Origin of the sequence: Stenotrophomonas oahuensis, from assembly GCF_031834595.1 — a bacterium.
Taxonomy (GTDB): domain Bacteria; phylum Pseudomonadota; class Gammaproteobacteria; order Xanthomonadales; family Xanthomonadaceae; genus Stenotrophomonas; species Stenotrophomonas oahuensis.
This window is the reverse complement of record NZ_CP115541.1, coordinates 3,167,418-3,187,174: the sequence shown is the minus strand read 5'-3', so window position 1 is coordinate 3,187,174 and position 19,757 is coordinate 3,167,418. Positions and strand designations below refer to the sequence as shown.

The window sequence follows — 19,757 nt, the reverse complement described above, 5'->3', positions numbered from 1 at the left end:
GGCACTACATTGGGTGCGTCATTGCGGGTTGCCGGGCAAGCCCGGCATTACGGGCCGGTGGCGACCGGGCGGCTGGAATCGCTGACCCAGCCGCTCCACGAGCCAGGGTAGACACGCGCGCCGGTCAGCCCGGCCACTTCCATCGCCAGCAGCAGATGGCAGGCGGTGACGCCGGAACCGCACATCAGCACCACCTGTTGTGGATCGTGCGTGCCGATCAGCGGTTGCAGCGCCGCGCGCAGGTCGGCGGCCGGGCGCAGGCGACCCTCGTGGACGTTCAGGGCGAACGGGCGGTTGACCGCACCGGGCACGTGCCCGGCCACCGGATCCAGCGGTTCCACTTCGCCACGGAAGCGCTCGCCGGCGCGAGCATCCAGCAGCCAGCCCGGAGCATGCTTGAGGCGGGCGGAAATTTCTTCCACCGAGGCGATCTGGTCGCGGTCGAAGCGGCCGGGATAGGGTTGCTCTTCGAGTAACGCGGGTACTTCCGTGGTCAGCGGGTAGCCGGCGGCCTGCCAGGCCGCCAGACCGCCATCCAGCACGGCGGCACGGGTGTGGCCAATCAGGCGCAGCATCCACCAGGCGCGCGCGGCGGCCATGCTGCCGTCACCGGCGTCATAGACCACCACCGGGGTGTCCGGGCGGATGCCCCAGCGGCCGAGCTGGGCGGCAAACGCATCACTGTCGGGCAATGGATGGCGGCCCTCGCCGACTTTATCCAGGTCGGCCAGATCACGATTGAGGTCGGCGTGGACGGCGCCTTCGATATGCCCTTGCGCGTACGCGGCCGCCCCGGACTGCGGGTCGGCGAGCGAGAAGCGGGCATCCAGCACCCGCGGCGCGCTGGCGGTGGCACGCGCATCGAGCAGGCGCGGTTTGTCCTGGCCGAGCATCGCTGCCAGCGTCGCAGCATCGATCAGTGGGGTGAAGTTGGCAGAGAGGGTCATGCAAGCTGCTCCAGTCGGCGTCGCAGGTTGTACAGCATGGCGGCGGTGGCTCCCCAGATGCGCTGGCCGGGCCAGCCGTACTCCAGCACGTGGCGGATGCGTCCGCGGTGTTCGATTTCCACCTGATGCAGATTGGCGGGGTCGAGCAGATAATCCAACGGTACTTCAAAGACCTCGGCCACTTCGGCCGGTTGCGGCACCGCGACGAAGTCCGGATCAATCACCGCCACCACCGGCATCACGCGATACCCGGTGATGGTGACGAAGGGGTCGAGATAGCCGAGTGGCTGCACGCGATCGAAGGGCAGCGCGATTTCCTCGTTGCTTTCGCGCAGGGCGGCGGCCACCGCATCGCGATCATCGGGTTCGGTACGCCCGCCCGGAAAGCCGACCTGGCCTCCGTGCTGGCGCAGGGTCTCGGTGCGCCGGGTCAGAATGACCTGGGCACCACTGGCGCGCGGCACGATGCCGGCCAGCACCGCCGCTTCCACCGGTGGCCCGGGCGGCAACAGGTCGATCAGCTCACTGCGGTTCCAGCCATCGCCGGACGGCGGCGCATCCAGCGGATGCAATGCACGCAACAGGCGCTCGTGGTCGGCCAGCGAACCGTGCAGCGATTGCCGCAACTGCTCGCGCAGCCGCAGCGTGTGCTGCATGGCGTGGTGCTGTTGTTCGCGACTCATGTCACGCCACCCTGCAATCTCGTCCATCGTGCGCAGGCAGCCCGTACACAGCCCGGCGCGATCCAGCGCGCAGATGCCGATGCAGGGAGTGGGTATGGCATGAGAGGGGTCTTCCATGGTCGTGCAGTCTGTAACAGTAGCGCATTGGTTGGTCGCGAACTGCAGCGTTTCAGTTGTTCCGTGTAGGGAGGGGGCCGGACGCCCTCGCTCCGGGGTATCCCGAAACTGCGGTTCGCGATACCCGCGCATTACACCTTATCCCCCCGCCTTCGGCGCGCCCCCTTCAACAAGAAGGGGGCTCTTCCCCATTTGGGCATGTTGCAACCGGAAAGCGCGTCGCATTTGATTTCCTGTGGCCACCGACCTTCTCTCGAAGGTGGGTTGGGGTGGGCTGGAGGGGGCGTGAGCCGCATGGATGCGGCGATCGAGCTTACAGGGACGTACTTGCAGCGTCCGCCGGAACGCCCGCCCCGACCCGCCAAACCAGGGAACCCGTGAACACCGGCTTTTCGCCTGAAACCAACAGCAGCCGGGCAAGCCCGGCTCTACGCAAAGCAAACAAAAACGCGCCGATGTTTCCATCGGCGCGTTGGGTGTTTCCGTAGCTGATTACTTGACGCTGACCAGCTTGATTTCGAACTGGACGGCGACGTTCGGCGGGAACGGGGTGCGCGGGTCGGCACCGTACGCCTGTTCCGGCGGCAGGGTGACTTCCCACTTCGAGCCGGCCGGCATCTGCAGCAGGGTTTCGCGCATGGCCTTCATTTCGACTTCGCTGACCTTGATCGACGGAATCTGCTGGGCCGGGCGGGCTTCCTGCGGACGGTTGCCGTACGGGAACGGACCGGCCACTTCCAGCTGCACGGTGCTGGCCTGGGTCGGCTTGGCACCCTTGCCGGCTTCGATCACGCGGTACTGCACGCCGCTCGGCAGCGCCTGCACACCGGCCTTGGCCTTGTTGGCGGTCAGGAACTGGGTGCTCTTGGTCTTGTTGTCAGCAGCGGCCTTGTCGTACTCGGCCTTGGCGGCCTGCGCACGACCCTGCTCGCGCTTCTGGAAGGCTTCAACCGCCGGCTTCAGCTGCTCGGCGGTGATCGCCGGCTGCTTCTTGGCGTAGGCGTCCTGCAGACCCTTCACCACCGAGTTGATATCCAGCTGTTCACCACGCGCGGTCAGCTCGGCCAGGTTGTTGCCGTAGTCGTAACCGAAGTAATAGCTCAGCTTGCCCTTTTCGGACGAGGTGTCCTGGGCGAAGGCATTGCCCGTCAGGGCCAGGGCCGCGACGGCGACCGCGATAGCACGCAACTTCATCAAACATTTCTCCAGGGGTGGTAACTCAGGACGAATTTGGTCGCCCTGAGGCGACGGGTTAGGATAGCCGCCGCAACGTTGAATCGCCACTAACGACGCAGGCTCTGACCCGTCTGGGTTTCAAGAGTTCAATATCACTTTTTTTTAACGTTTTCCGGGTGGTTTTCGTGGTTCACCTTCCCCTGCCCGTTCAGCTGCTGCAGCAGGTGTTGGCCGATAACCTCGACGCCGCGCTGGAGGCCGGGCTGATGGATTATGTGCCTGCTGCCGGCGATGAGCGCCTGATGCCGGATCACCCCGACCTGCCCGCCCGGCTGTTGGCGGCGCAGCAGCAACTGCGCCGTGCCTGGGACGCCCGCGAGCGCTACCGCCAGCGTGCGGTGCGGCTGGGCCGGCGCGCCGCTGAACGCGACGCCCGGCGCGCCCCACCGGCCCCCACCCCCGACCTCAAACCCGCCCTGCCCGCCGCTGCCGCCGCCATTCTGGCGCGGGCGAAGGCCAAGGCCGCCGGAAAGCCGTCCTGATGCCCCCTGCAACCAAGGCAGCGCCGCGCAGCGCGCGCATGCCCAAAGCCGACGTGGTGGAGATGTTCACCCGCCTGCGTGAGCTCAATCCGCATCCGAAAACCGAGTTGGAGTACACCACGCCGTTCGAACTGCTGGTCGCCGTTGCGCTGTCCGCGCAGGCCACCGACGTCGGCGTGAACAAGGCCACCCGCAAGCTGTTCCCCGTGGCCAACACGCCTCAGGCGATCCTGGCACTGGGCGAAGATGGCCTGAAGAAATACATCGCCACCATCGGCCTGTTCAACGCCAAAGCGAAAAACGTGATCGCCACCTGCCGCCTGCTGATCGAACAGCACGGCGGTGAAGTGCCGCGCGACCGGGCCGCGCTGGAAGCACTGCCCGGCGTGGGTCGCAAGACCGCCAACGTGGTGCTCAACACCGCCTTCGGCGAGCCGGTGATGGCCGTGGACACCCACATCTTCCGCGTAGCCAATCGCACCGGCCTGGCCCCGGGCAAGGACGTGCGCACGGTCGAAGACCTGCTGGTCAAGGTGATTCCGGCCGAGTTCCTGCTCGACGCCCACCACTGGCTGATCCTGCACGGCCGCTATGTGTGCAAGGCGCGCAAGCCGGACTGCCCGCAGTGCGTGATCCGCGACCTGTGCCGCTTCAAGCAGAAAACCGCCGCCTGAACGCGGCGGCGTGACTGCCATCTGCGCGCAATCGCGCAGTCATCTGGCTCTGGCATCAATGGCAGCCCTTGACGGCGCGTGGCTCCGTGCCGGTGCCGTATTGTCTGGAACTGTCACATTTACGCAATCTTCACGATCTAGCCTGCGCAGCATCTTCCCACCTGCCTGCAAGGCTCCTCTCCATGAAACTGCATCGCCAACTCCTCACTGCGGCCGTGGTCGCCGCGCTGTACGTGCCGGCCGCTCACGCCGAAGTGGCCATCGACGTGATCGGTGGTTCGGAGATCACGTTTGAAGGCCTGGTCCAGGCCGACGGCAACTGGTTCGACAACGATGTGACCGACCTCAACGGCGGCGACGCAGCTAACGGCAAGGACAGCGAATTCGAACTGCGCCGCGCCGAACTGGTGCTCAAGGGCAAGGGCCCGGGCAACGTGGAATGGGTCGTCGGTTACGACGCCAAGGCGGACAAGTTCCTCGACACCAACGTCAAGTACAAGCTGGGCGGCAACTCCAACCACTTCATCCAGGCCGGCCAGTTCAAGCAGCCGAACAGCCTGGAAGAACTGTCCAGCACCAAGAACAACGACTTCATTTCCAAGGCAGCGGTCACCAACACCTATGCGGTCGCCCGTCGTCTGGGTGGTGCCTACAGCTACGGTGACAACAACTGGTCGATCACCGCCTCCGCCTTCGGCCGCGAACTGACCCGCAACCTGGCCCACGGCAGCGGCTACGGTGCGCGTGGCACCTGGGCTCCGATCAATGAAAAGGGCCAGGTCCTGCACTTCGGCCTGAGCTATGTCGACTACGACACCGACGCCGACACCCTGCGCGTGCGTGCCCGTCCGAATGCCGACCTTGCCACCGCGCGTCTGGTCGACAGCGGCAACATGACCGACACCGACAAGGTCAGCACCCTGGGTGCTGAAGCGATGTACATCGGCGGTCCGTTCAAGGCCCAGGCCGAGTACTACACCAGCAAGGCCAAGCGCATGACGCGCGACAACTACACCAGCGACGGCTTCTACGTCAGCGGCGTGTGGAACATCACCGGCGAAACCTGGGGCTACAAGAGCGGCGTGCCGAGCACCGGCCTGCCGGACGAACCGGGCCGCGGCATGTGGCAGCTGGGCGCGCGTTACGACTCGATGAACCTGGACGATGGCAACCTGACCGCCAACCCGGTCGCCGGTCGCCCGCCGATCGTGGACGGCGTGCTGGGTGGCAAGATGGACATCTGGACCGTGGGCGTGAACTACTACTGGCGCTCCAACACCAAGTTCATGCTGAACTACGTGATGGTGGACAGCAAGAAGTACAGCTCGACCGCGCGTACGTTCGTCAATGACGATCCGAACATTCTGGAAGCGCGTCTGCAGTTCTTCTGGTAAGAACGGGTAGTTGGTTGTAATAGAAAAGGGCGCAGCTTGGGCTGCGCCCTTTTTGCGTTTCCGATTTGGGGTCATGCGTCACCGGGCGTTGAGCCGTTCACGGCCGTCGTCTTGCGACCGACGCTACCCCTCCACAAGCCCTTGTGCCATCTGGGGAAGAGCCCCCTTCTTGTTGAAGGGGGCGCGCCGAAGGCGGGGGGATAAGGTGACATGCGTGGACAGCGCAGCGCGCTGTCATAGGTCTTTCATATGACAGTCGCTGCGCTGTCACGGAACCGTTATGGAATGAGCGCCGGGCGGGACACCCCGCACCGTCATCCATCCCAGGAGCCACCCCGTGATCCACGCCTTCAAGTCGCGCCTTGCCGTTGCCGTCATCGCCGCGTCGTCCGTGTTTGCCGCCAATGCCGCCGATGTCACCGGCGCAGGCGCATCGTTCATCTATCCGGTCATGTCGAAGTGGTCGGCCGACTACAACGCCGCCACCGGCAAGAAGGTCAACTACCAGTCCATCGGTTCCGGCGGTGGTATTGCCCAGATCAAGGCCAAGACCGTGGACTTCGGTTCGTCCGATGCCCCGCTGAAGCCGGAAGAACTCGCCGCTGCCGGCCTGGCCCAGTTCCCGTCGGTGATCGGCGGCGTGGTGCCGGTGGTCAACGTGGCAGGCGTCGCCCCGGGCGCGCTGAAGCTGGACGGCCCCACCCTGGCCAACATCTTCCAGGGCAAGGTCAAGACCTGGAACGACCCGGCCATTGCCGCGCTGAACCCGGGCGTCACCCTGCCGAACCAGAAGATCACCGTCGTGCACCGCTCCGACGGTTCGGGCACCACCTTCAACTTCGTCAACTACCTGTCCAAGGTCAGCCCGGAGTGGAAGAGCAAGGTCGGTGAAGGCACCTCGGTGCAGTGGCCGGCCGGCATCGGCGGCAAGGGCAACGAAGGCGTCGCCGCTTACGTGAAGCAGATCAAGGGCGGCATCGGCTACGTCGAACTGTCCTACGCCCTGCAGAACAAGCTGTCCTACACCGCCATGAAGAACGCCGCCGGCAAGATCGTGCAGCCGAGCGACGCCTCGTTCTCGGCCGCCGCTGCCAGCGCCGACTGGGCCAACGCCAAGGACTTCTACCTGGTGATGACCAACGCCCCGGGTGCTGAAGCGTGGCCGATCACCGCCACCAACTTCATCCTGATGCAGAAGCAGCCGAAGAACGCCGCCGGTGCCAAGGCCAGCCAGGAGTTCTTCCGCTGGATCTACAAGAACGGCGACGCACAGGCCAAGCAGCTGGACTACGTGCCGCTGCCGGACTCGCTCGTGAAGCAGATCGACACCTACTGGTCGCAGAACCTGAAGTACTGATCGACCCGGTCACGACCAACGGTCGTGACCTACCGGTGATTCCACACCGCGGCAATGACCGGTGAATCCTCACCGGGTCAATCAGCGGTAGGTGCCGACCGTTGGTCGGCACTGACGGGACGAAGCAGCGGTGCCGGCAGGTCCTCTCTCCCCCTGCCGGCACCCCCGGGCGCGGATCATCTGATCCGCGCTTTTTTGTTTCAGAGACCCGCCCGACCGCCTCTCGCTTCCAGCCATTTATCCACGTAAGCCCTTGTTCCAACAGTCATTACCCCATCACCGACGGGTGCGTCATACGGCTGTAACAAAAACATCATTTCATAGCAGCGTCAGCCGGCCAGACCGGCCCTTTTCCCGCTATGGAGTGACGCATGAAACTGCAATCGGCCGGCTTCGCCGCCCTTTCCCTGGCCATCGCCCTGGGCCTGTCCGCCTGCAAGCCGGCTGCTGAAGGCCAGGCCACCGCTCCGGCGGCCGACGCCCCCGCTGCTGCCCCGGCGGCTGGCGACAAGATCAGCGCCGAAATCTCCGGTGCCGGCGCTTCCTTCATCTTCCCGCTGGTGTCCAAGTGGTCGGCTGACTACAACGCCGCCACCGGTGCCAAGGTCAACTACCAGTCGATCGGTTCGGGTGGCGGTATCGCCCAGATCAAGGCCGGCACCGTCGACTTCGGTTCCTCCGACAAGCCGCTGTCCAGCGAAGAGCTGGCCCAGGCCGGCCTCGGCCAGTTCCCGTCCGCCATCGGCGGCGTGGTTCCGGTGGTCAACATTGAAGGCCTGGAAGCCGGCAAGCTGCGCCTGAGCGGCGCGCTGCTGGCCGACATCTTCCTGGGCAAGGTCAAGACCTGGAACGACCCGGCCATCGTCGCCGCCAACCCGGGCGTGAAGCTGCCCGACGGCAAGATCACCCTGGTCCACCGTTCCGACGGTTCGGGCACCACCTTCAACTTCTCCAACTACCTGTCCAAGGTCAGCCCGGACTGGAAGAGCAAGGTCGGCGAAGGCACCTCGGTGCAGTGGCCGGACGGCGTGGGTGGCAAGGGCAACGAAGGCGTGGCCTCGTACGTGAAGCAGATCAAGGGTTCGATCGGCTACGTCGAACTGGCCTACGCCCTGCAGAACGGCATGCCGTACGCCTCGATGCAGAACGCCGCTGGCAACTGGGTGCAGCCGACCGCCGAAACCTTCGCCGCTGCCGCTGCCAGCGCCGACTGGGCCAGCGCCAAGGACTTCAACCTGGTCATCACCAATGCCCCGGGCGACCAGGCATGGCCGATCACCGCCACCAACTTCATGCTGATGCACAAGCAGCCCAAGGATGCCAAGCGCAGCAAGGACACCCTGGCGTTCTTCAAGTGGGCCTTCGAGAACGGCCAGGCCCAGGCCAACGAACTGCACTACGTGCCGCTGCCGGCGGAACTGGTGACCCAGATCGAAGGCTACTGGTCGACTGAGTTCAAGTAAAAACGCGGCCCTTGGGGCCATTTGCGTAGTGCCGGGCTTGCCCGGCATTGCGGACCACCGCAACACCGCGTGCAGCCGGGCAAGCCCGGCTCTACAAAGCGTCATTCCCCGCATCGCACCACAACCCCGGGCCCTCGCCTTTCCCATGAATGCCATCGCCCAGCCTGTACCTGCACCGTCCACGCGCGACCTGCGTGATGCCCGCAACGACAAGATCTTCAAAGGGGTGCTGGTCGCCACCGTTGTCCTGGTCCTGATCGCGCTGGCCTGCGCGGCACTGTCGATGCTGTGGGGCGGCCGTCATGCCCTGCAGGAGCAGGGCCTGAGCTTCTTCTATTCCTCCGACTGGAATCCGGTGGAAAACAAGTTCGGTGCGCTTGCGCCGATCTACGGCACCCTGGTCACCGCGCTGATCGCAATGCTGATCGCCGTACCGGTAAGCTTCGGTATCGCCTTCTTCCTCACCGAGGTGGCTCCGCGCTGGATGCGCGGCCCGGTCGGTACCGCCATTGAACTGCTGGCCGGCATTCCGTCGATCATCTACGGCATGTGGGGCCTGTTCGTGCTGGTGCCGGTGATGACCGAATATGTCACCCCTACCCTCAACGAAACCCTGGGCGAGTGGCCGCTGATCGGCCCGCTGTTCCAGGGTCCGCCGCTGGGTATCGGTGTGCTCACCGCCGGCTTCGTGCTGGCGATCATGGTCATTCCGTTCATCTCCTCGGTGATGCGTGAAGTGTTCCTGACCGTGCCGACCCGCCTGAAGGAATCGGCCTACGCGCTGGGCTCCACCAAGTGGGAAGTCAGCTGGGACATCGTGCTGCCCTACACCCGCTCGGCGGTGATTGGCGGCGTCTTCCTCGGCCTCGGCCGCGCCCTGGGTGAAACCATGGCGGTGGCCTTCGTGATCGGCAACAGCGTGCGCCTGTCGCCGTCGCTGCTGGAACCGGGGACCACCATTGCCGCGCTGATCGCCAACGACTTTGGTGAAGCCACCGAGACCTACCGTTCGGCGCTGCTGCTGCTCGGCTTCGTGCTGTTCATCGTGACCTTCGTGGTGCTGGCAATTGCCCGCCTGATGCTGATGCGCTTGGCCCGCAAGGAGGGCAACTGATGTCCACCGCCGCTGATTCGCTGTACCTGCGTCGCCGTATCGGCAACGTCGTTGCCATCACCCTGTCGGTGGCCACCGCGCTGTTCGGCCTGTTCTTCCTGGGTTGGATCCTGTGGACGCTGGCGGCCAAGGGCCTGGCCGGCATCAACTGGAACCTCTTCACCCAGATGACCCCGCCGCCGATGCAGGAAGGTGGCCTGGCCAATGCCTTCTTCGGCAGCGCGGTGATGTGTGTGCTGGCCATTGCCATCGGCACCCCGCTGGGCGTGCTGGCCGGTACCTGGCTGGCCGAGTATGGCAACGCCCGCAAGGCCGGCACCGTGGTCCGCTTCGTCAACGACATCCTGCTCTCGGCCCCGTCGATCGTGCTCGGCCTGTTCGTCTACACCCTGTTCGTGATGCAGACGGGGGGCCAGTTCTCGGCTTTTGCCGGTGCGCTGGCGCTGGCGTTCATCGTGCTGCCGGTGGTGGTGCGTACGACCGACGAAATGCTGCGCCTGGTGCCCTCGCAGATGCGCGAAGCCGCGCTGTCGCTGGGTATCCCGCAGTGGAAGGTGACCGTGCAGGTGCTGTACCGCAGCGCCTCGGCCGGCATCGTCACCGGCATCCTGCTGGCGCTGGCCCGAATCTCGGGTGAAACCGCTCCGCTGCTGTTCACGGCGTTCGGCAACCAGTATTGGAACAGCAACGTGTTCCAGCCGATGGCCAGCGTGCCGGTGGTGATGAACCAGTTTGCCGGCAGCCCGTATGAATCCTGGCAGACCCTCGCCTGGGCCGGTGCCCTGGTGCTGACCGTCTTCGTATTGCTGGTAAGCCTTTCGGCGCGCGGCATCCTGCTGCGCAACCGTATCTCCCATGACTGACTTTTCCGCGGACATCGCCATGAACGATCTCACCAATGCCGTGTCGATGCAGCGCATCGCGGTGCCGGCTTCGCACGAATCGCTGGGCAACCCGGCCCCGATCAAGCTGGCCGCGCGCGGCCTGGACTTCTACTACGACAAGTTCCACGCGCTGAAGGACATCCATCTGGAGATTCCGGAAAAGCGCGTCACCGCGCTGATCGGCCCCTCCGGCTGCGGCAAGTCGACCCTGCTGCGCATCTTCAACCGCATCTACGCGCTGTACCCGAAGCTGGAAGCCAAGGGTGAAGTGCTTCTGGACGGCGAGAATATCCTGTCGCCGAAGTACCCGATGAACCGCCTGCGCAGCAAGGTCGGCATGGTGTTCCAGAAGCCGGTGCCGTTTCCGATGACCATCTTCGAGAACGTCGCCTACGGCATCCGCCACCACGAGAAGCTGTCCAAGGCAGACATGAACGTGCGCGTCGAGCAGGCGCTGCGCCAGGGCGCGCTGTGGGACGAGGTGAAGGACAAGCTCAACCAGAGCGCGCTGGGTCTGTCCGGCGGCCAGCAGCAGCGTCTGTGTATCGCCCGTGCGGTGGCGCTGCGCCCGGACGTGCTGTTACTGGACGAACCGACCTCGGCGCTGGACCCGATCTCGACCAGCCGCATCGAGCAGCTGGTGGAGGAGCTCAAGCACGACTACACCATCGTGATCGTCACCCACAACATGCAGCAGGCGGCGCGCGTTTCCGACTACACCGCCTTCATGTACCTGGGTGACCTGATCGAGCACGACCGTACTGAAGTGATCTTCTCGCAGCCGAACAAGCAGCAGACCGAGGATTACATCACCGGGCGGTTTGGTTAAGGCATCCCCCATCATTCAGCCGGGCAAGCCCGGCTCTACGGAAACCGATCATGAGCATTCCCAACGACCACATCGTCAAGAGCTACGACGAAGAACAGCAGCGGCTGGTGGCCGAGATCGTGCGCATGGGCGAGATGGCCGTCGCCCAGCTGGAAGCGTCGATGGACGTCATCGAGAAGCGTGATGACCACGCCGCCCAGCGCATCATCGCCAACGACGAAGCCATCGATGCGCTGGAACAGCAGATCAGCCACGACGTGATGCGCCTGGCGCTGCGCGGGCCGATGGCGCGCGACCTGCGCGAAATCCTGGCCGGGCTGCGCATTCCCGCCGACATCGAGCGCATCGGCGACTACGCGGCCAACGTCGCCAAGCGTTCGATCGCGCTCAGCAAGGCCCCGCCGCTGCCGCAGATCCAGGGCCTGCGGGCGCTGGGTCGGCTGGCCGCGCAGCAGGTGCGCCGTGCCATCGAAGCCTATCGCGACAACGATGCCGTGGCCGCGTTGGCCCTTCGCGATGACGATGCCCGCCTGGACGCGCAGTACACCGCGCTGTTCCGCGAGCTGCTGACCTACATGATGGAAGATCCGCGCAACATCACTCCGTGCACGCATCTGCTGTTCATGGCCAAGAACCTGGAGCGCGTGGGCGACCATGCCACCAACATCGCCGAAAACGTGTGGTTCCTGGTGCATGGCGAGCAGGCATTGCCGCCGCGTGAGAAGCGCGACGAGACCAGCAGCGCCGGGCAGATCTGACCCACCTTCCAGTGGCGTGTTACATGCTGTTACAGGCCGATACCGCGGTATCGGCCTTTTTAATTGCCTATTCAGCTAAAAAATCCCACTCTGGACCTGCGTTCCAACCGACGCGTCGCACACAGAGGGATTGCCATGAAACGACTGATCGCTGCCTCGCTCGCCCTGAGTCTGCTGGCTGCCACCGGCTCGGCCTTCGCCGCCCCCGGCCCTCATGACGACCGCAATCGCTACGACCGTCACGACCAGCGCCACGACCACCGCGACGACCACCGGGGTCCTTCGCATGGCCACGCCTACAAGGCCCCGCCGAAGCGCGGTGGCTATCTGCCCCGCGATCACCGCGGCAGCTACGTGCGTGACTACCATCGCCACGGTCTGCACGCGCCAGCGCGCGGCCAGGAATGGCGTCAGGTGGATGGGCGTTACGTGCTGATCGCCGTCGCCACCGGCCTGATTGCGAATGTGGTGCTCAACGGCCGCTGAGGTCCGCACCAGTACCACTCGTCCCTGCATCCCGCGTCGGCCTGTGCCGGCGCGGGATGTTTGTTTTGACGGGATCGGCTCGCTTCGTCACCTGTTCTTTTTGCCTGAACCGTTGCTGTCAGGACCTGTGCGGGGCGCGCATCCATTCCCCTGCCCTGCGCCTCTTATCCTGTGCCGCTGACACACAGGATCTCCGCCGCGATGCAACATCTCTGCCCGCTCGAACTCGCTGCCGCCCATCGCGGTGACCGGGATGCGCTCGAACGCGTGCTGGGCCAGTCGCGCCAGCATCTGCGCCGATATGCCGAGTACCACTGCGTCATCAACGACGTCGAAGACGCGGTTCAGGAAAGCCTGATCACCGTGTCGCGGCGGCTGACCGGCCTGCGCGTGCTGGAATGCTTCACCTCGTGGGCCTTCCGCATCGTCAAGCGCGAGTGCAACCGGCTCAAGCGCGCCCGCTGCCACTGGCAGCATGAGGAACTGCGCGAGGAAATCCTGCCGCCCGCGCCGCGCGATACCGAGGAACTGCGGCGCGACTGCGCCGCCGCGCTGGAATCACTGCCTGCGCACTACCGCGAAGTCATCCTGCTGCGCGACCTGGAAGGGCTGTCCATCGCCGAAATGGCGGACCAGCTGCTGACCACCCCCGACACCATCAAAGCCCGGCTGCATCGTGCCCGTGTCATGGCGCGCGAGTACCTGGCCTGATGTTCCCCGCGTGCCGCGATTGCGGCATGCTCCCCTCCGCACCACCCCGGCTTTTCCGGACCTTTCAAGGAGTTGTTTCCATGAGCAAGACCCACACCCGCGTTTCCCTGCTGACCTGTGCTGCCCTGGCCGGCGGCCTCGGCCTGGCGGGCACCGCCTCGGCCTTCTCGATGACCGACCTGGCCCAGGGCTATGCCCTGGCCGCGCAGGCCGCCCCCAAGGCCGAGGCCAAGGCCGCTGAAGGCAAGTGCGGTGAAGGCAAGTGCGGTTCCAGCCACGCCAAGCCCGCCGACAAGAAGCATGCCGAGGGCAAGTGTGGTGAAGGCAAGTGCGGGGTCGACAAGGCCAAGGCCGCGCCCAAGCCCGCCGCCCAGAAGAAGGGCAGCGAGGGCAAGTGCGGCGAAGGCAAGTGCGGTGCTTCGCACTGACGCCACGCCCCCGCGTCGCCACGCCCCACCGCCGCTGCCTGCGGCGGCGGTGGGACTGGGACTGCGCCGGGCGCTGCTGGACGACCTCGAAAGCGCCGCGCCGGGCGACCTTGATTTCCTGGAGTGCGCGCCGGAAAACTGGATCGGGCTGGGCGGCGTGTGGGCCGAACGCCTGCAGGCGCTCAGCCAACGCTATCCACTGACCTGTCACGGCCTGTCGCTGTCACTGGGCGGCAGCGCGCCGCTGGACCTGGCCTTCATCGACCAGGTCGGGGCCTTTCTGCGCCAGCACAACGCCGTGCTGTACAGCGAACACCTCAGCTACTGCAGCGACGATGGTCACCTGTATGACCTGCTGCCGCTGCCGTTCACCGACGAAGCGGTGCGCCACACCGCCGCGCGCATCGCCCAGGTGCAGGACCGCCTGGGCCGGCGCATCGCGGTGGAAAACGTGTCGACGTACCTGACCCCGCATGCGGCGATGAGCGAACTGGACTTCACCCGCGCCGTGCTTGCCGAAGCCGACTGCGACCTGCTGCTGGACGTCAACAATGTGTACGTCAACGCCACCAATCATGGCTATGACGCGGCCGCCTTCATCGATGGCCTGCCCGCAGAGCGCGTGGTGTGCATGCATGTGGCCGGGCATTTTGATGAAAGCCCGCAGCTGAAGATCGACACCCACGGCGGCCCGGTGATCGACCCGGTGTGGGCGCTGCTGCGCCAGGCCTGTGCCCGCTTCGGCGCGCGCCCGACCCTGCTGGAACGCGACTTCAATTTCCCACCTTATGTCGAGCTGCGCGAGGAACTGCAGCAGGTGCGCCGCATCCTTGCGCAGGCACCCCGGCAGGAGGCGGCATGAGCGACATCCTGCGCGCACAGCAGCATGCGCTGACCGCGCATCTGCGCGACCCCGAACAGCGGCCGGCGCCGGCCGGCCTCGATGATACCCGCCTGCAGGTTTACCGCGATCTGCTGTTCAACAATCTGCAGGCGCTGCTGGCGGGTAGCTTTCCGGTGCTGCTGCAGGTACTGGCCACCGCCGAATGGCACGCGCTGTGCCGGCGCTATTTCGCCGAGCACCGCTGCAGCTCGCCGCTGTTCACCGAAGTGGCCGCCGAGTTCGTGGGCTGGCTGCAGACCTGCGACGACCTGCCACGTCCGTTCCTGGCCGAGCTGGCGCACTACGAGTGGGTCGAACAGGCCCTGCAGGGCAGCGCGGCTGAACCGTTGCCCCCGGTGCCGCCCGGCACCGATCCGTGGACATCGGTCCTGCAGGTATCCGGCCTGGCCTGGCCGCTGGGCTACCACTGGCCGGTGCAGCAGCTGGGCCGCGATCACCAGCCCGTGCAGCCGCCCGCGCAGCCGACCTTTCTGCTGGCCCGGCGCGTGGCCGGCGGCGAGGTGGTGTTCGCCACACTCAGCGCCTTGGCCTGGCAGTTGCTGGAACAGATCAATGTGGGACCGCCCCGCACCGGCGGCGAGCATCTGCAGACGCTGGCGGTGCAACACGGCCTTTCGCCGGCGCAAATTGAAACCGACGGGCGCGCGTTGCTGGCCCAGCTGCTGGCCGCTGACGTGATTGGACCGGTATTGCCGACGCCCGGCTGAACAACCGCGCAAGCCGGCGCATCCTTCGTGCTGCGCCGGCCCTCTTGTAGGAACACTCCTACCTGAGATTGCGCTGATGACCTCACTGTTGCAGACCACCCGTGCGTTGCACGCCCATCTCCACGCCCTGGGCCGCTGGCTCGCCCCATTGGGCCTGCGCCTGCTGCTGGCCTGGGAATTCTTCGAGTCCGGCCGCGAGAAGTGGCTGGGCAGCAACTGGTTCGATGACATCCAGGCCGGCTTTCCGCTGCCGCTGCGCTGGCTGCCGTCCGCGCTCAACTGGCAGCTTGCCACGTGGATGGAGCTGGTCGGCGCACTGATGTTGTTGCTGGGGCTGGCCACGCGGACCACGGCGGCGGCGCTGATCGGGCTGACCGTAGTGGCCACCGCAGCCGTGCACTGGCCCATGCAGTGGGATTCGCTGGCCGAGCTGGCCCAGGGTTATGCGATCACCGACCAGGGCTTTGGCAACTTCAAACTGCCGCTGCTGTATGTGGTGATGCTGCTGCCGTTGCTGCTCAATGGCCCCGGGGCACTGAGCCTGGATGCGTGGTGGCAGCGCCATCCGCTGCCGCGCGTGGCCAGCACGCCGCGTAGCTGGGGCCTGCTGGCTGCCGCCGTGGCCCTGCCGCTGTCCTGGCTGATGCCGGCCGCCGCACTGGGCCTGCTGCTGGCGGCGGGGGTCCTGCTGCTGGTGGCCTGCAACACCCAGCAGGCACCGGCATGAACGGTGCGATGAAAGGGGCCGTCAGGGTGCCTCTGCTAAACTTCCGCCATGACCATTCCCCTGCCCCCGTCTGCAGCCACGCCCGTGGATACTGCTGCCTCGCCGTCTGTCGCCCAGCGCCAGATGGCCACCCGCTTCCGTGGTTTTCTGCCGGTGGTGGTGGACGTGGAAACCGGCGGTTTCGACTGCCACCGGCACGCGCTGCTGGAAATCGCCGCCGTGCCCATCGAAATGGACGACGAGGGCCTGTTGTATCCGGGCCAGACTGCCAGTGCGCACGTGGTGCCGGCGGAAGGACTGGAGATCGATCCGAAGTCGCTGGAAGTCACCGGCATCATCCTCGACCACCCGTTCCGTCTGGCGAAGAGCGAACACGATGCGCTGGACCATGTGTTCAACCCGGTCCGCGCGGCGATGAAGAAGTACGGCTGCCAGCGCGCGATCCTGGTCGGGCACAACGCGCACTTCGACCTGGGCTTCGTCAACGCGGCGGTGAACCGGGTCGGGCACAAGCGTAATCCGTTCCATCCGTTCAGCGTGTTCGACACGGTGACGTTGGCCGGGGTCGCCTATGGGCAGACGGTGCTGGCCCGTGCCGCGACGGCGGCCGGGTTGGGTTGGGATGCCAATGAGGCGCACAGCGCGGTGTATGACACCGAGCAGACGGCGAAGCTGTTCTGCAAGATCGCCAACGGGTGGCCGCGGCCTGCGGTGTGATTTCGAGTTGACGCGCATGGCGCGTCACTACAGATCGCGCGACCATGGGTCGTAGTGACACGCCATGCGTGTCAACGCAATGTGGGGTCAACCGATCGCCGTTCGGTCGCGGCCTTCGCTCTTGGCCCGATACAACGCCCGGTCGGCACGCTGATACAACAGCATCGGCGTGCGATCAGCGGTATCCAGCTCAACCAGGCCCGCACTGAAGGTCACCTTCAAACCGGGAATGCCCGCCCAGTCCGGATGATCGTGGAACAGCCCACGCAGTCGCGCGCACACGTGCGCGGCTTCACCGAGGCGGGTGTCGTTGAGCAGCAGGGTGAACTCCTCGCCACCGGTGCGCGCGGGCATGTCCGAATCGCGGCAGGCCGAGGCGATCAGGCGCGCCACTTCCACCAGCACCACGTCGCCCACGCTGTGGCTGTGCGTGTCGTTCACGTCCTTGAAGTGATCGATGTCCAGCACTACCAGGCACAGCGGATGGCCACTGCGCTGCGAACGGGCGAAGTCGCGCGCCAACGTCTCGTCGAACGCGCGACGGTTGGGCAGTCCCGTCAACGCGTCTTCGCGCGCCTGCCGCTCGAACTGCTCGGACTGCAGCTTGAGGCGGTCGGCCAGCTGGGTCTTTTCCTGGTTCAACGCCTGCAGGTTGGCAGTCTGCGCCTGTAGATCACGGGTGGCCTCGTCGACCTTGCGCGCCAGGCGCAGGTTGCTGGCCTTGTAGCGGTCAATCAGATAACGGTACAGCGCGATCAGCCCCGCCAGCAGCAACAGGCCGCCGATGATCTGCACGCTGCGGCGCTGCCACAGGAACGGCTTTACCGTGAACGACCAGGTGGCTTCGCTGCCACTCCAGGTGCCGCCCGGATGCGCGGCGGACACATGCAGGGTGTAGTCGCCCGGCGGCAGACCAATGAACTCGACGCTGCGCTGCTGACCGCGCTCGATCCAGCCGTTGTCCAGGCCATCCAGCCGGGTGCGGTAACGGATGCGTTCGGACATCAGGTAGCTCAAGCCCACGTAGCTGATGCTCAGCCGCCCGCCACCCGGGAGCGCATTGTGGTTGCTGCCCTGCCAGTGCAGCGGCACGCCGTCGACCAGCACCGATTCGATCACCGCTGGCGGAGCCAGACGCTCACGGAAGCGCTGCAGGCGCAGCGGATCGACCGTGCTCAGGCCGCCAGCAGTGACCACCCAGAAGGTGCCGTCCTGACGCAGGATCGCCGACGGGCCGGAACTGCCATTGGCCTGCGAATTGGCCATGCCGTCGATTTCGTTGTAGTGCTCGACGTCGAGCCGGCGCTGGGTGCCGTCGGCGACGGCATTGAGCATGGCCATGTCGGTGCGCAATACGCCGCGGTTGCTGCTGATCCAGACGTTGCCAACGCGGTCGGGCACCAGCTGGAACACCGTATCCACCGGCATGCCCTGCTCCAGCCCGACCCGCGACAGACGGTCGTCCTGGTAGCGGTACAGGCCACGGTCGGTGCTGATCCACATCGCATCGCCGACCTGCTGGAAGCCGAACACGCTGCGACCACCGCCCAGCGCGCTGAGGTCAATGGACTGCACGTGGTCGCCGCGCAGCACGCGCACGCCTTCGATGGTGCCGATCCACAGGTCACCCTCGCCGTCATGCGCCAGCGCGGTGATCAGGCCCGTCGGCATGCCCGCTACCGTCGGCACGCTGACCCGTTCGGCCTCGATCCGCGCCACGCCCTTCTGGGTGCCGGCCCAGACCACGCCGTTGCGGTCCACGGCGATCGCCCGGATGTTGCCCCCCGGCACGCCCTGGGCTTCGCCAAACTGCCGCAGCGTGCGACCCTGCGCGTCCAGTTGAAAGATGCCGTCACCGAACGTGCCTGCCCACAGGTCGTCATTGCGGCCCTGGGCCAGGCTCAGCACTGACGGCGGCTTGCCGCCCTGGTTACGCAGCCCGACCGGATGGAACACGCCCTGGTGGTCGCGGCGGTCCAGGCCACTGGCGCTGCCGACCCAGAGCTGCCGCTGGCGGTCTTCGAGCACGGTGCGCACGTAGTCGCCGCTGAGTCCGTCGCGCTCGGTGAAGCTGCTGAACAGGGTTTCGCGCAGGCGGTACAGGCCGCCGTTGGCCCCTACCCAGATGCTGCCTTCGGCGTCCTCGCGCAGGCTGACCACCCGGCCGCCGGGCAGGTTCAAGCCGGCCGGCAACCGTTCCAGGCCGTGCCGGGACAAGCGCACCAGGCCCTGGTTCTCGGTGCCCAGCCACAGATCGCCGTGGCGGTCCTGCAGCATGGCGGTGATGTGCTGGATGCCGCTGAGCTGATGCTGCAGTTCCGGCACCCCGTCCACCATGCGGTAGATGCGGTCGCCGGCCACGATCCACAGCACGCCGTCCGGTCCCCGGTACGGCCAGACCAGGCCACGGCCCAGCCCGAAACTTTCCGGCGCACGTCGCAGCACGCCGTCGGTGCCACGCACCACCAGCCCATCCAGGGTGCCCACCCAGACCCGGTCCTGCGCATCGACCACCAGCTTGGTGAAGCTCAGCGCCATCGGCACGCCGGGCGGCGGAGCCTGGTAGTGGAACTGGCCATCCGGGGCCAGGGTGCCGATGCCGTTGCCCTCGTACAGCAGCCAGAGCTTGCCGTGGCTGTCCATCTGCATGGCCTGGATCAGCACCTGCGGTGCCGGCGGCCGGCGCTCGAACACCTGCCAGCGGCCGTCCGCGCTGCGCCGGGTGACATTGCCGCGCGAATCGCTGATCCACAGCCCGCCGTTGCGGTCCACGTACAGCGCGCCGACCCCGTTGTCACGCAGGCCCGGGCGGGTGCTCCGGTCGAACACGGTGAAATCCAGGCCGTTGTAGCGCACCAGGCCTTCCCAGGTGGCGAACCAGAGGTGGCCTTCCGGGGTCTGCGCGATATCCCGCAACGAGTTGTGCGGCAGGCCGTTGCGCGAGGTCCATACGTCGATGGCGTAGTCGCGCAGCGGCGGCGGCCCGTCCTGGGCCAGTACGGCACCGGGCAGCCCACACCACAGGCACGCCAACAGCAGCGCCGTGAGCAGGCGCTGCCAGAGGCTGTCGGGTTGTACCGGCCGCCACCGGGTGTCGCCCCCGCTTACCGACATCCGCACGAACCGGGCGAAAGACGGA

Annotated in this window: 20 protein-coding genes; 16 read left to right on the top strand and 4 right to left on the bottom strand. The window is 66.1% G+C overall.

Annotated elements, in window-relative coordinates:
• Positions 1 to 47: 47 nt before the first annotated feature.
• The 3 genes from PDM29_RS14170 to PDM29_RS14160 all read right to left on the bottom strand — a co-directional run bounded on the left by PDM29_RS14170 (position 48) and on the right by PDM29_RS14160 (position 2,941).
• On the bottom strand, positions 48 to 947 hold the full coding sequence (locus tag PDM29_RS14170; RefSeq protein WP_311190740.1) for a sulfurtransferase: 900 nt from the start codon (positions 945 to 947) through the stop codon (positions 48 to 50).
• Positions 944 to 1,747: a CoA pyrophosphatase gene (locus PDM29_RS14165; protein ID WP_311190739.1), complete on the bottom strand. Its 804-nt coding sequence runs from the start codon at positions 1,745 to 1,747 to the stop codon at positions 944 to 946. Before PDM29_RS14165 ends, PDM29_RS14170 begins: the two co-directional genes overlap by 4 nt.
• 492 nt (positions 1,748 to 2,239) lie before the next feature.
• Positions 2,240 to 2,941 (bottom strand): FKBP-type peptidyl-prolyl cis-trans isomerase N-terminal domain-containing protein, encoded by a 702-nt coding sequence (locus tag PDM29_RS14160; protein WP_311190738.1) that lies wholly within the window; start codon positions 2,939 to 2,941, stop codon positions 2,240 to 2,242.
• A gap of 167 nt (positions 2,942 to 3,108) precedes the next feature.
• Here PDM29_RS14160 and PDM29_RS14155 point away from each other — a divergent pair, with 167 nt between their 5' ends.
• The 16 genes from PDM29_RS14155 (at position 3,109) to rnt (ending at position 16,618) form a co-directional block, all read left to right on the top strand.
• Positions 3,109 to 3,465, top strand: a complete 357-nt coding sequence (locus PDM29_RS14155; protein ID WP_311190737.1) for a hypothetical protein — start codon at positions 3,109 to 3,111, stop codon at positions 3,463 to 3,465.
• Entirely contained in the window at positions 3,465 to 4,139 is a 675-nt protein-coding gene (gene nth, locus PDM29_RS14150; RefSeq protein ID WP_311190736.1) for an endonuclease III, read from the top strand. Before PDM29_RS14155 ends, nth begins: the two co-directional genes overlap by 1 nt.
• Before the next feature lie 182 nt (positions 4,140 to 4,321).
• Positions 4,322 to 5,533 (top strand): OprO/OprP family phosphate-selective porin, encoded by a 1,212-nt coding sequence (locus PDM29_RS14145; protein ID WP_311190735.1) that lies wholly within the window; start codon positions 4,322 to 4,324, stop codon positions 5,531 to 5,533.
• A 337-nt stretch (positions 5,534 to 5,870) separates the two neighbouring features.
• Positions 5,871 to 6,890 carry a phosphate ABC transporter substrate-binding protein PstS gene (gene pstS, locus PDM29_RS14140; RefSeq protein WP_311190734.1) on the top strand — a complete coding sequence of 340 codons (1,020 nt, stop codon included), beginning with the start codon at positions 5,871 to 5,873 and terminating at the stop codon, positions 6,888 to 6,890.
• A 371-nt stretch (positions 6,891 to 7,261) separates the two neighbouring features.
• Positions 7,262 to 8,353: a phosphate ABC transporter substrate-binding protein PstS gene (pstS, locus tag PDM29_RS14135; protein WP_311190733.1), complete on the top strand. Its 1,092-nt coding sequence runs from the start codon at positions 7,262 to 7,264 to the stop codon at positions 8,351 to 8,353.
• Between the two features lie 145 nt (positions 8,354 to 8,498).
• The gene (gene pstC / locus PDM29_RS14130; protein ID WP_311190732.1) at positions 8,499 to 9,467 is read left to right on the top strand and encodes a phosphate ABC transporter permease subunit PstC; all 969 of its coding nucleotides are present in this window, start codon (positions 8,499 to 8,501) and stop codon (positions 9,465 to 9,467) included.
• The gene (gene pstA, locus PDM29_RS14125) at positions 9,467 to 10,330 is read left to right on the top strand and encodes a phosphate ABC transporter permease PstA (RefSeq protein ID WP_311190731.1); all 864 of its coding nucleotides are present in this window, start codon (positions 9,467 to 9,469) and stop codon (positions 10,328 to 10,330) included. The genes pstC and pstA overlap by 1 nt, the downstream gene beginning before the upstream one ends.
• A 19-nt stretch (positions 10,331 to 10,349) precedes the next feature.
• Complete coding sequence (gene pstB, locus PDM29_RS14120; RefSeq protein WP_311193792.1) at positions 10,350 to 11,180, top strand: phosphate ABC transporter ATP-binding protein PstB; 831 nt, start codon at positions 10,350 to 10,352, stop codon at positions 11,178 to 11,180.
• 50 nt (positions 11,181 to 11,230) lie between these two features.
• Positions 11,231 to 11,938, top strand: coding sequence for a phosphate signaling complex protein PhoU (gene phoU, locus PDM29_RS14115; RefSeq protein ID WP_311190730.1), 708 nt, complete (start codon positions 11,231 to 11,233; stop codon positions 11,936 to 11,938).
• 135 nt (positions 11,939 to 12,073) lie between these two features.
• Positions 12,074 to 12,424, top strand: a complete 351-nt coding sequence (locus PDM29_RS14110) for an RcnB family protein (protein ID WP_311190729.1) — start codon at positions 12,074 to 12,076, stop codon at positions 12,422 to 12,424.
• Between the two features lie 201 nt (positions 12,425 to 12,625).
• On the top strand, positions 12,626 to 13,135 hold the full coding sequence (locus tag PDM29_RS14105; protein ID WP_311190728.1) for an RNA polymerase sigma factor: 510 nt from the start codon (positions 12,626 to 12,628) through the stop codon (positions 13,133 to 13,135).
• Between the two features lie 80 nt (positions 13,136 to 13,215).
• Positions 13,216 to 13,563, top strand: a complete 348-nt coding sequence (locus PDM29_RS14100; protein ID WP_311190727.1) for an HvfA family oxazolone/thioamide-modified RiPP metallophore — start codon at positions 13,216 to 13,218, stop codon at positions 13,561 to 13,563.
• On the top strand, positions 13,550 to 14,425 hold the full coding sequence (locus tag PDM29_RS14095) for an HvfB family MNIO-type RiPP peptide maturase (RefSeq protein WP_311190726.1): 876 nt from the start codon (positions 13,550 to 13,552) through the stop codon (positions 14,423 to 14,425). The genes PDM29_RS14100 and PDM29_RS14095 overlap by 14 nt, the downstream gene beginning before the upstream one ends.
• Complete coding sequence (locus PDM29_RS14090; protein ID WP_311190725.1) at positions 14,422 to 15,174, top strand: HvfC family RiPP maturation protein; 753 nt, start codon at positions 14,422 to 14,424, stop codon at positions 15,172 to 15,174. The genes PDM29_RS14095 and PDM29_RS14090 overlap by 4 nt, the downstream gene beginning before the upstream one ends.
• A 76-nt stretch (positions 15,175 to 15,250) precedes the next feature.
• Positions 15,251 to 15,901 (top strand): HvfX family Cu-binding RiPP maturation protein, encoded by a 651-nt coding sequence (locus PDM29_RS14085; protein WP_311190724.1) that lies wholly within the window; start codon positions 15,251 to 15,253, stop codon positions 15,899 to 15,901.
• A gap of 123 nt (positions 15,902 to 16,024) precedes the next feature.
• Positions 16,025 to 16,618, top strand: coding sequence for a ribonuclease T (rnt, locus tag PDM29_RS14080; RefSeq protein ID WP_311193791.1), 594 nt, complete (start codon positions 16,025 to 16,027; stop codon positions 16,616 to 16,618).
• Between the two features lie 87 nt (positions 16,619 to 16,705).
• Here the strand turns inward: rnt and PDM29_RS14075 are convergent, their stop codons facing one another.
• Complete coding sequence (locus PDM29_RS14075) at positions 16,706 to 19,732, bottom strand: two-component regulator propeller domain-containing protein (RefSeq protein ID WP_311190723.1); 3,027 nt, start codon at positions 19,730 to 19,732, stop codon at positions 16,706 to 16,708.
• Positions 19,733 to 19,757 lie beyond the last annotated feature (25 nt).

Coding starts and splice junctions, on each gene's coding strand:
- PDM29_RS14165 (WP_311190739.1), bottom strand. CDS start 1,747: ATGGAAGACCCCTCTCATGCCATACCCACTCCCTGCATCGGCATCTGC.
- nth (WP_311190736.1), top strand. CDS start 3,465: ATGCCCCCTGCAACCAAGGCAGCGCCGCGCAGCGCGCGCATGCCCAAA.
- PDM29_RS14100 (WP_311190727.1), top strand. CDS start 13,216: ATGAGCAAGACCCACACCCGCGTTTCCCTGCTGACCTGTGCTGCCCTG.
- rnt (WP_311193791.1), top strand. CDS start 16,025: ATGGCCACCCGCTTCCGTGGTTTTCTGCCGGTGGTGGTGGACGTGGAA.
- PDM29_RS14110 (WP_311190729.1), top strand. CDS start 12,074: ATGAAACGACTGATCGCTGCCTCGCTCGCCCTGAGTCTGCTGGCTGCC.
- PDM29_RS14105 (WP_311190728.1), top strand. CDS start 12,626: ATGCAACATCTCTGCCCGCTCGAACTCGCTGCCGCCCATCGCGGTGAC.
- pstS (WP_311190733.1), top strand. CDS start 7,262: ATGAAACTGCAATCGGCCGGCTTCGCCGCCCTTTCCCTGGCCATCGCC.
- phoU (WP_311190730.1), top strand. CDS start 11,231: ATGAGCATTCCCAACGACCACATCGTCAAGAGCTACGACGAAGAACAG.
- pstA (WP_311190731.1), top strand. CDS start 9,467: ATGTCCACCGCCGCTGATTCGCTGTACCTGCGTCGCCGTATCGGCAAC.
- PDM29_RS14145 (WP_311190735.1), top strand. CDS start 4,322: ATGAAACTGCATCGCCAACTCCTCACTGCGGCCGTGGTCGCCGCGCTG.
- PDM29_RS14170 (WP_311190740.1), bottom strand. CDS start 947: ATGACCCTCTCTGCCAACTTCACCCCACTGATCGATGCTGCGACGCTG.
- pstB (WP_311193792.1), top strand. CDS start 10,350: ATGAACGATCTCACCAATGCCGTGTCGATGCAGCGCATCGCGGTGCCG.
- PDM29_RS14160 (WP_311190738.1), bottom strand. CDS start 2,941: ATGAAGTTGCGTGCTATCGCGGTCGCCGTCGCGGCCCTGGCCCTGACG.
- PDM29_RS14075 (WP_311190723.1), bottom strand. CDS start 19,732: ATGTCGGTAAGCGGGGGCGACACCCGGTGGCGGCCGGTACAACCCGAC.
- PDM29_RS14085 (WP_311190724.1), top strand. CDS start 15,251: ATGACCTCACTGTTGCAGACCACCCGTGCGTTGCACGCCCATCTCCAC.
- pstC (WP_311190732.1), top strand. CDS start 8,499: ATGAATGCCATCGCCCAGCCTGTACCTGCACCGTCCACGCGCGACCTG.
- PDM29_RS14090 (WP_311190725.1), top strand. CDS start 14,422: ATGAGCGACATCCTGCGCGCACAGCAGCATGCGCTGACCGCGCATCTG.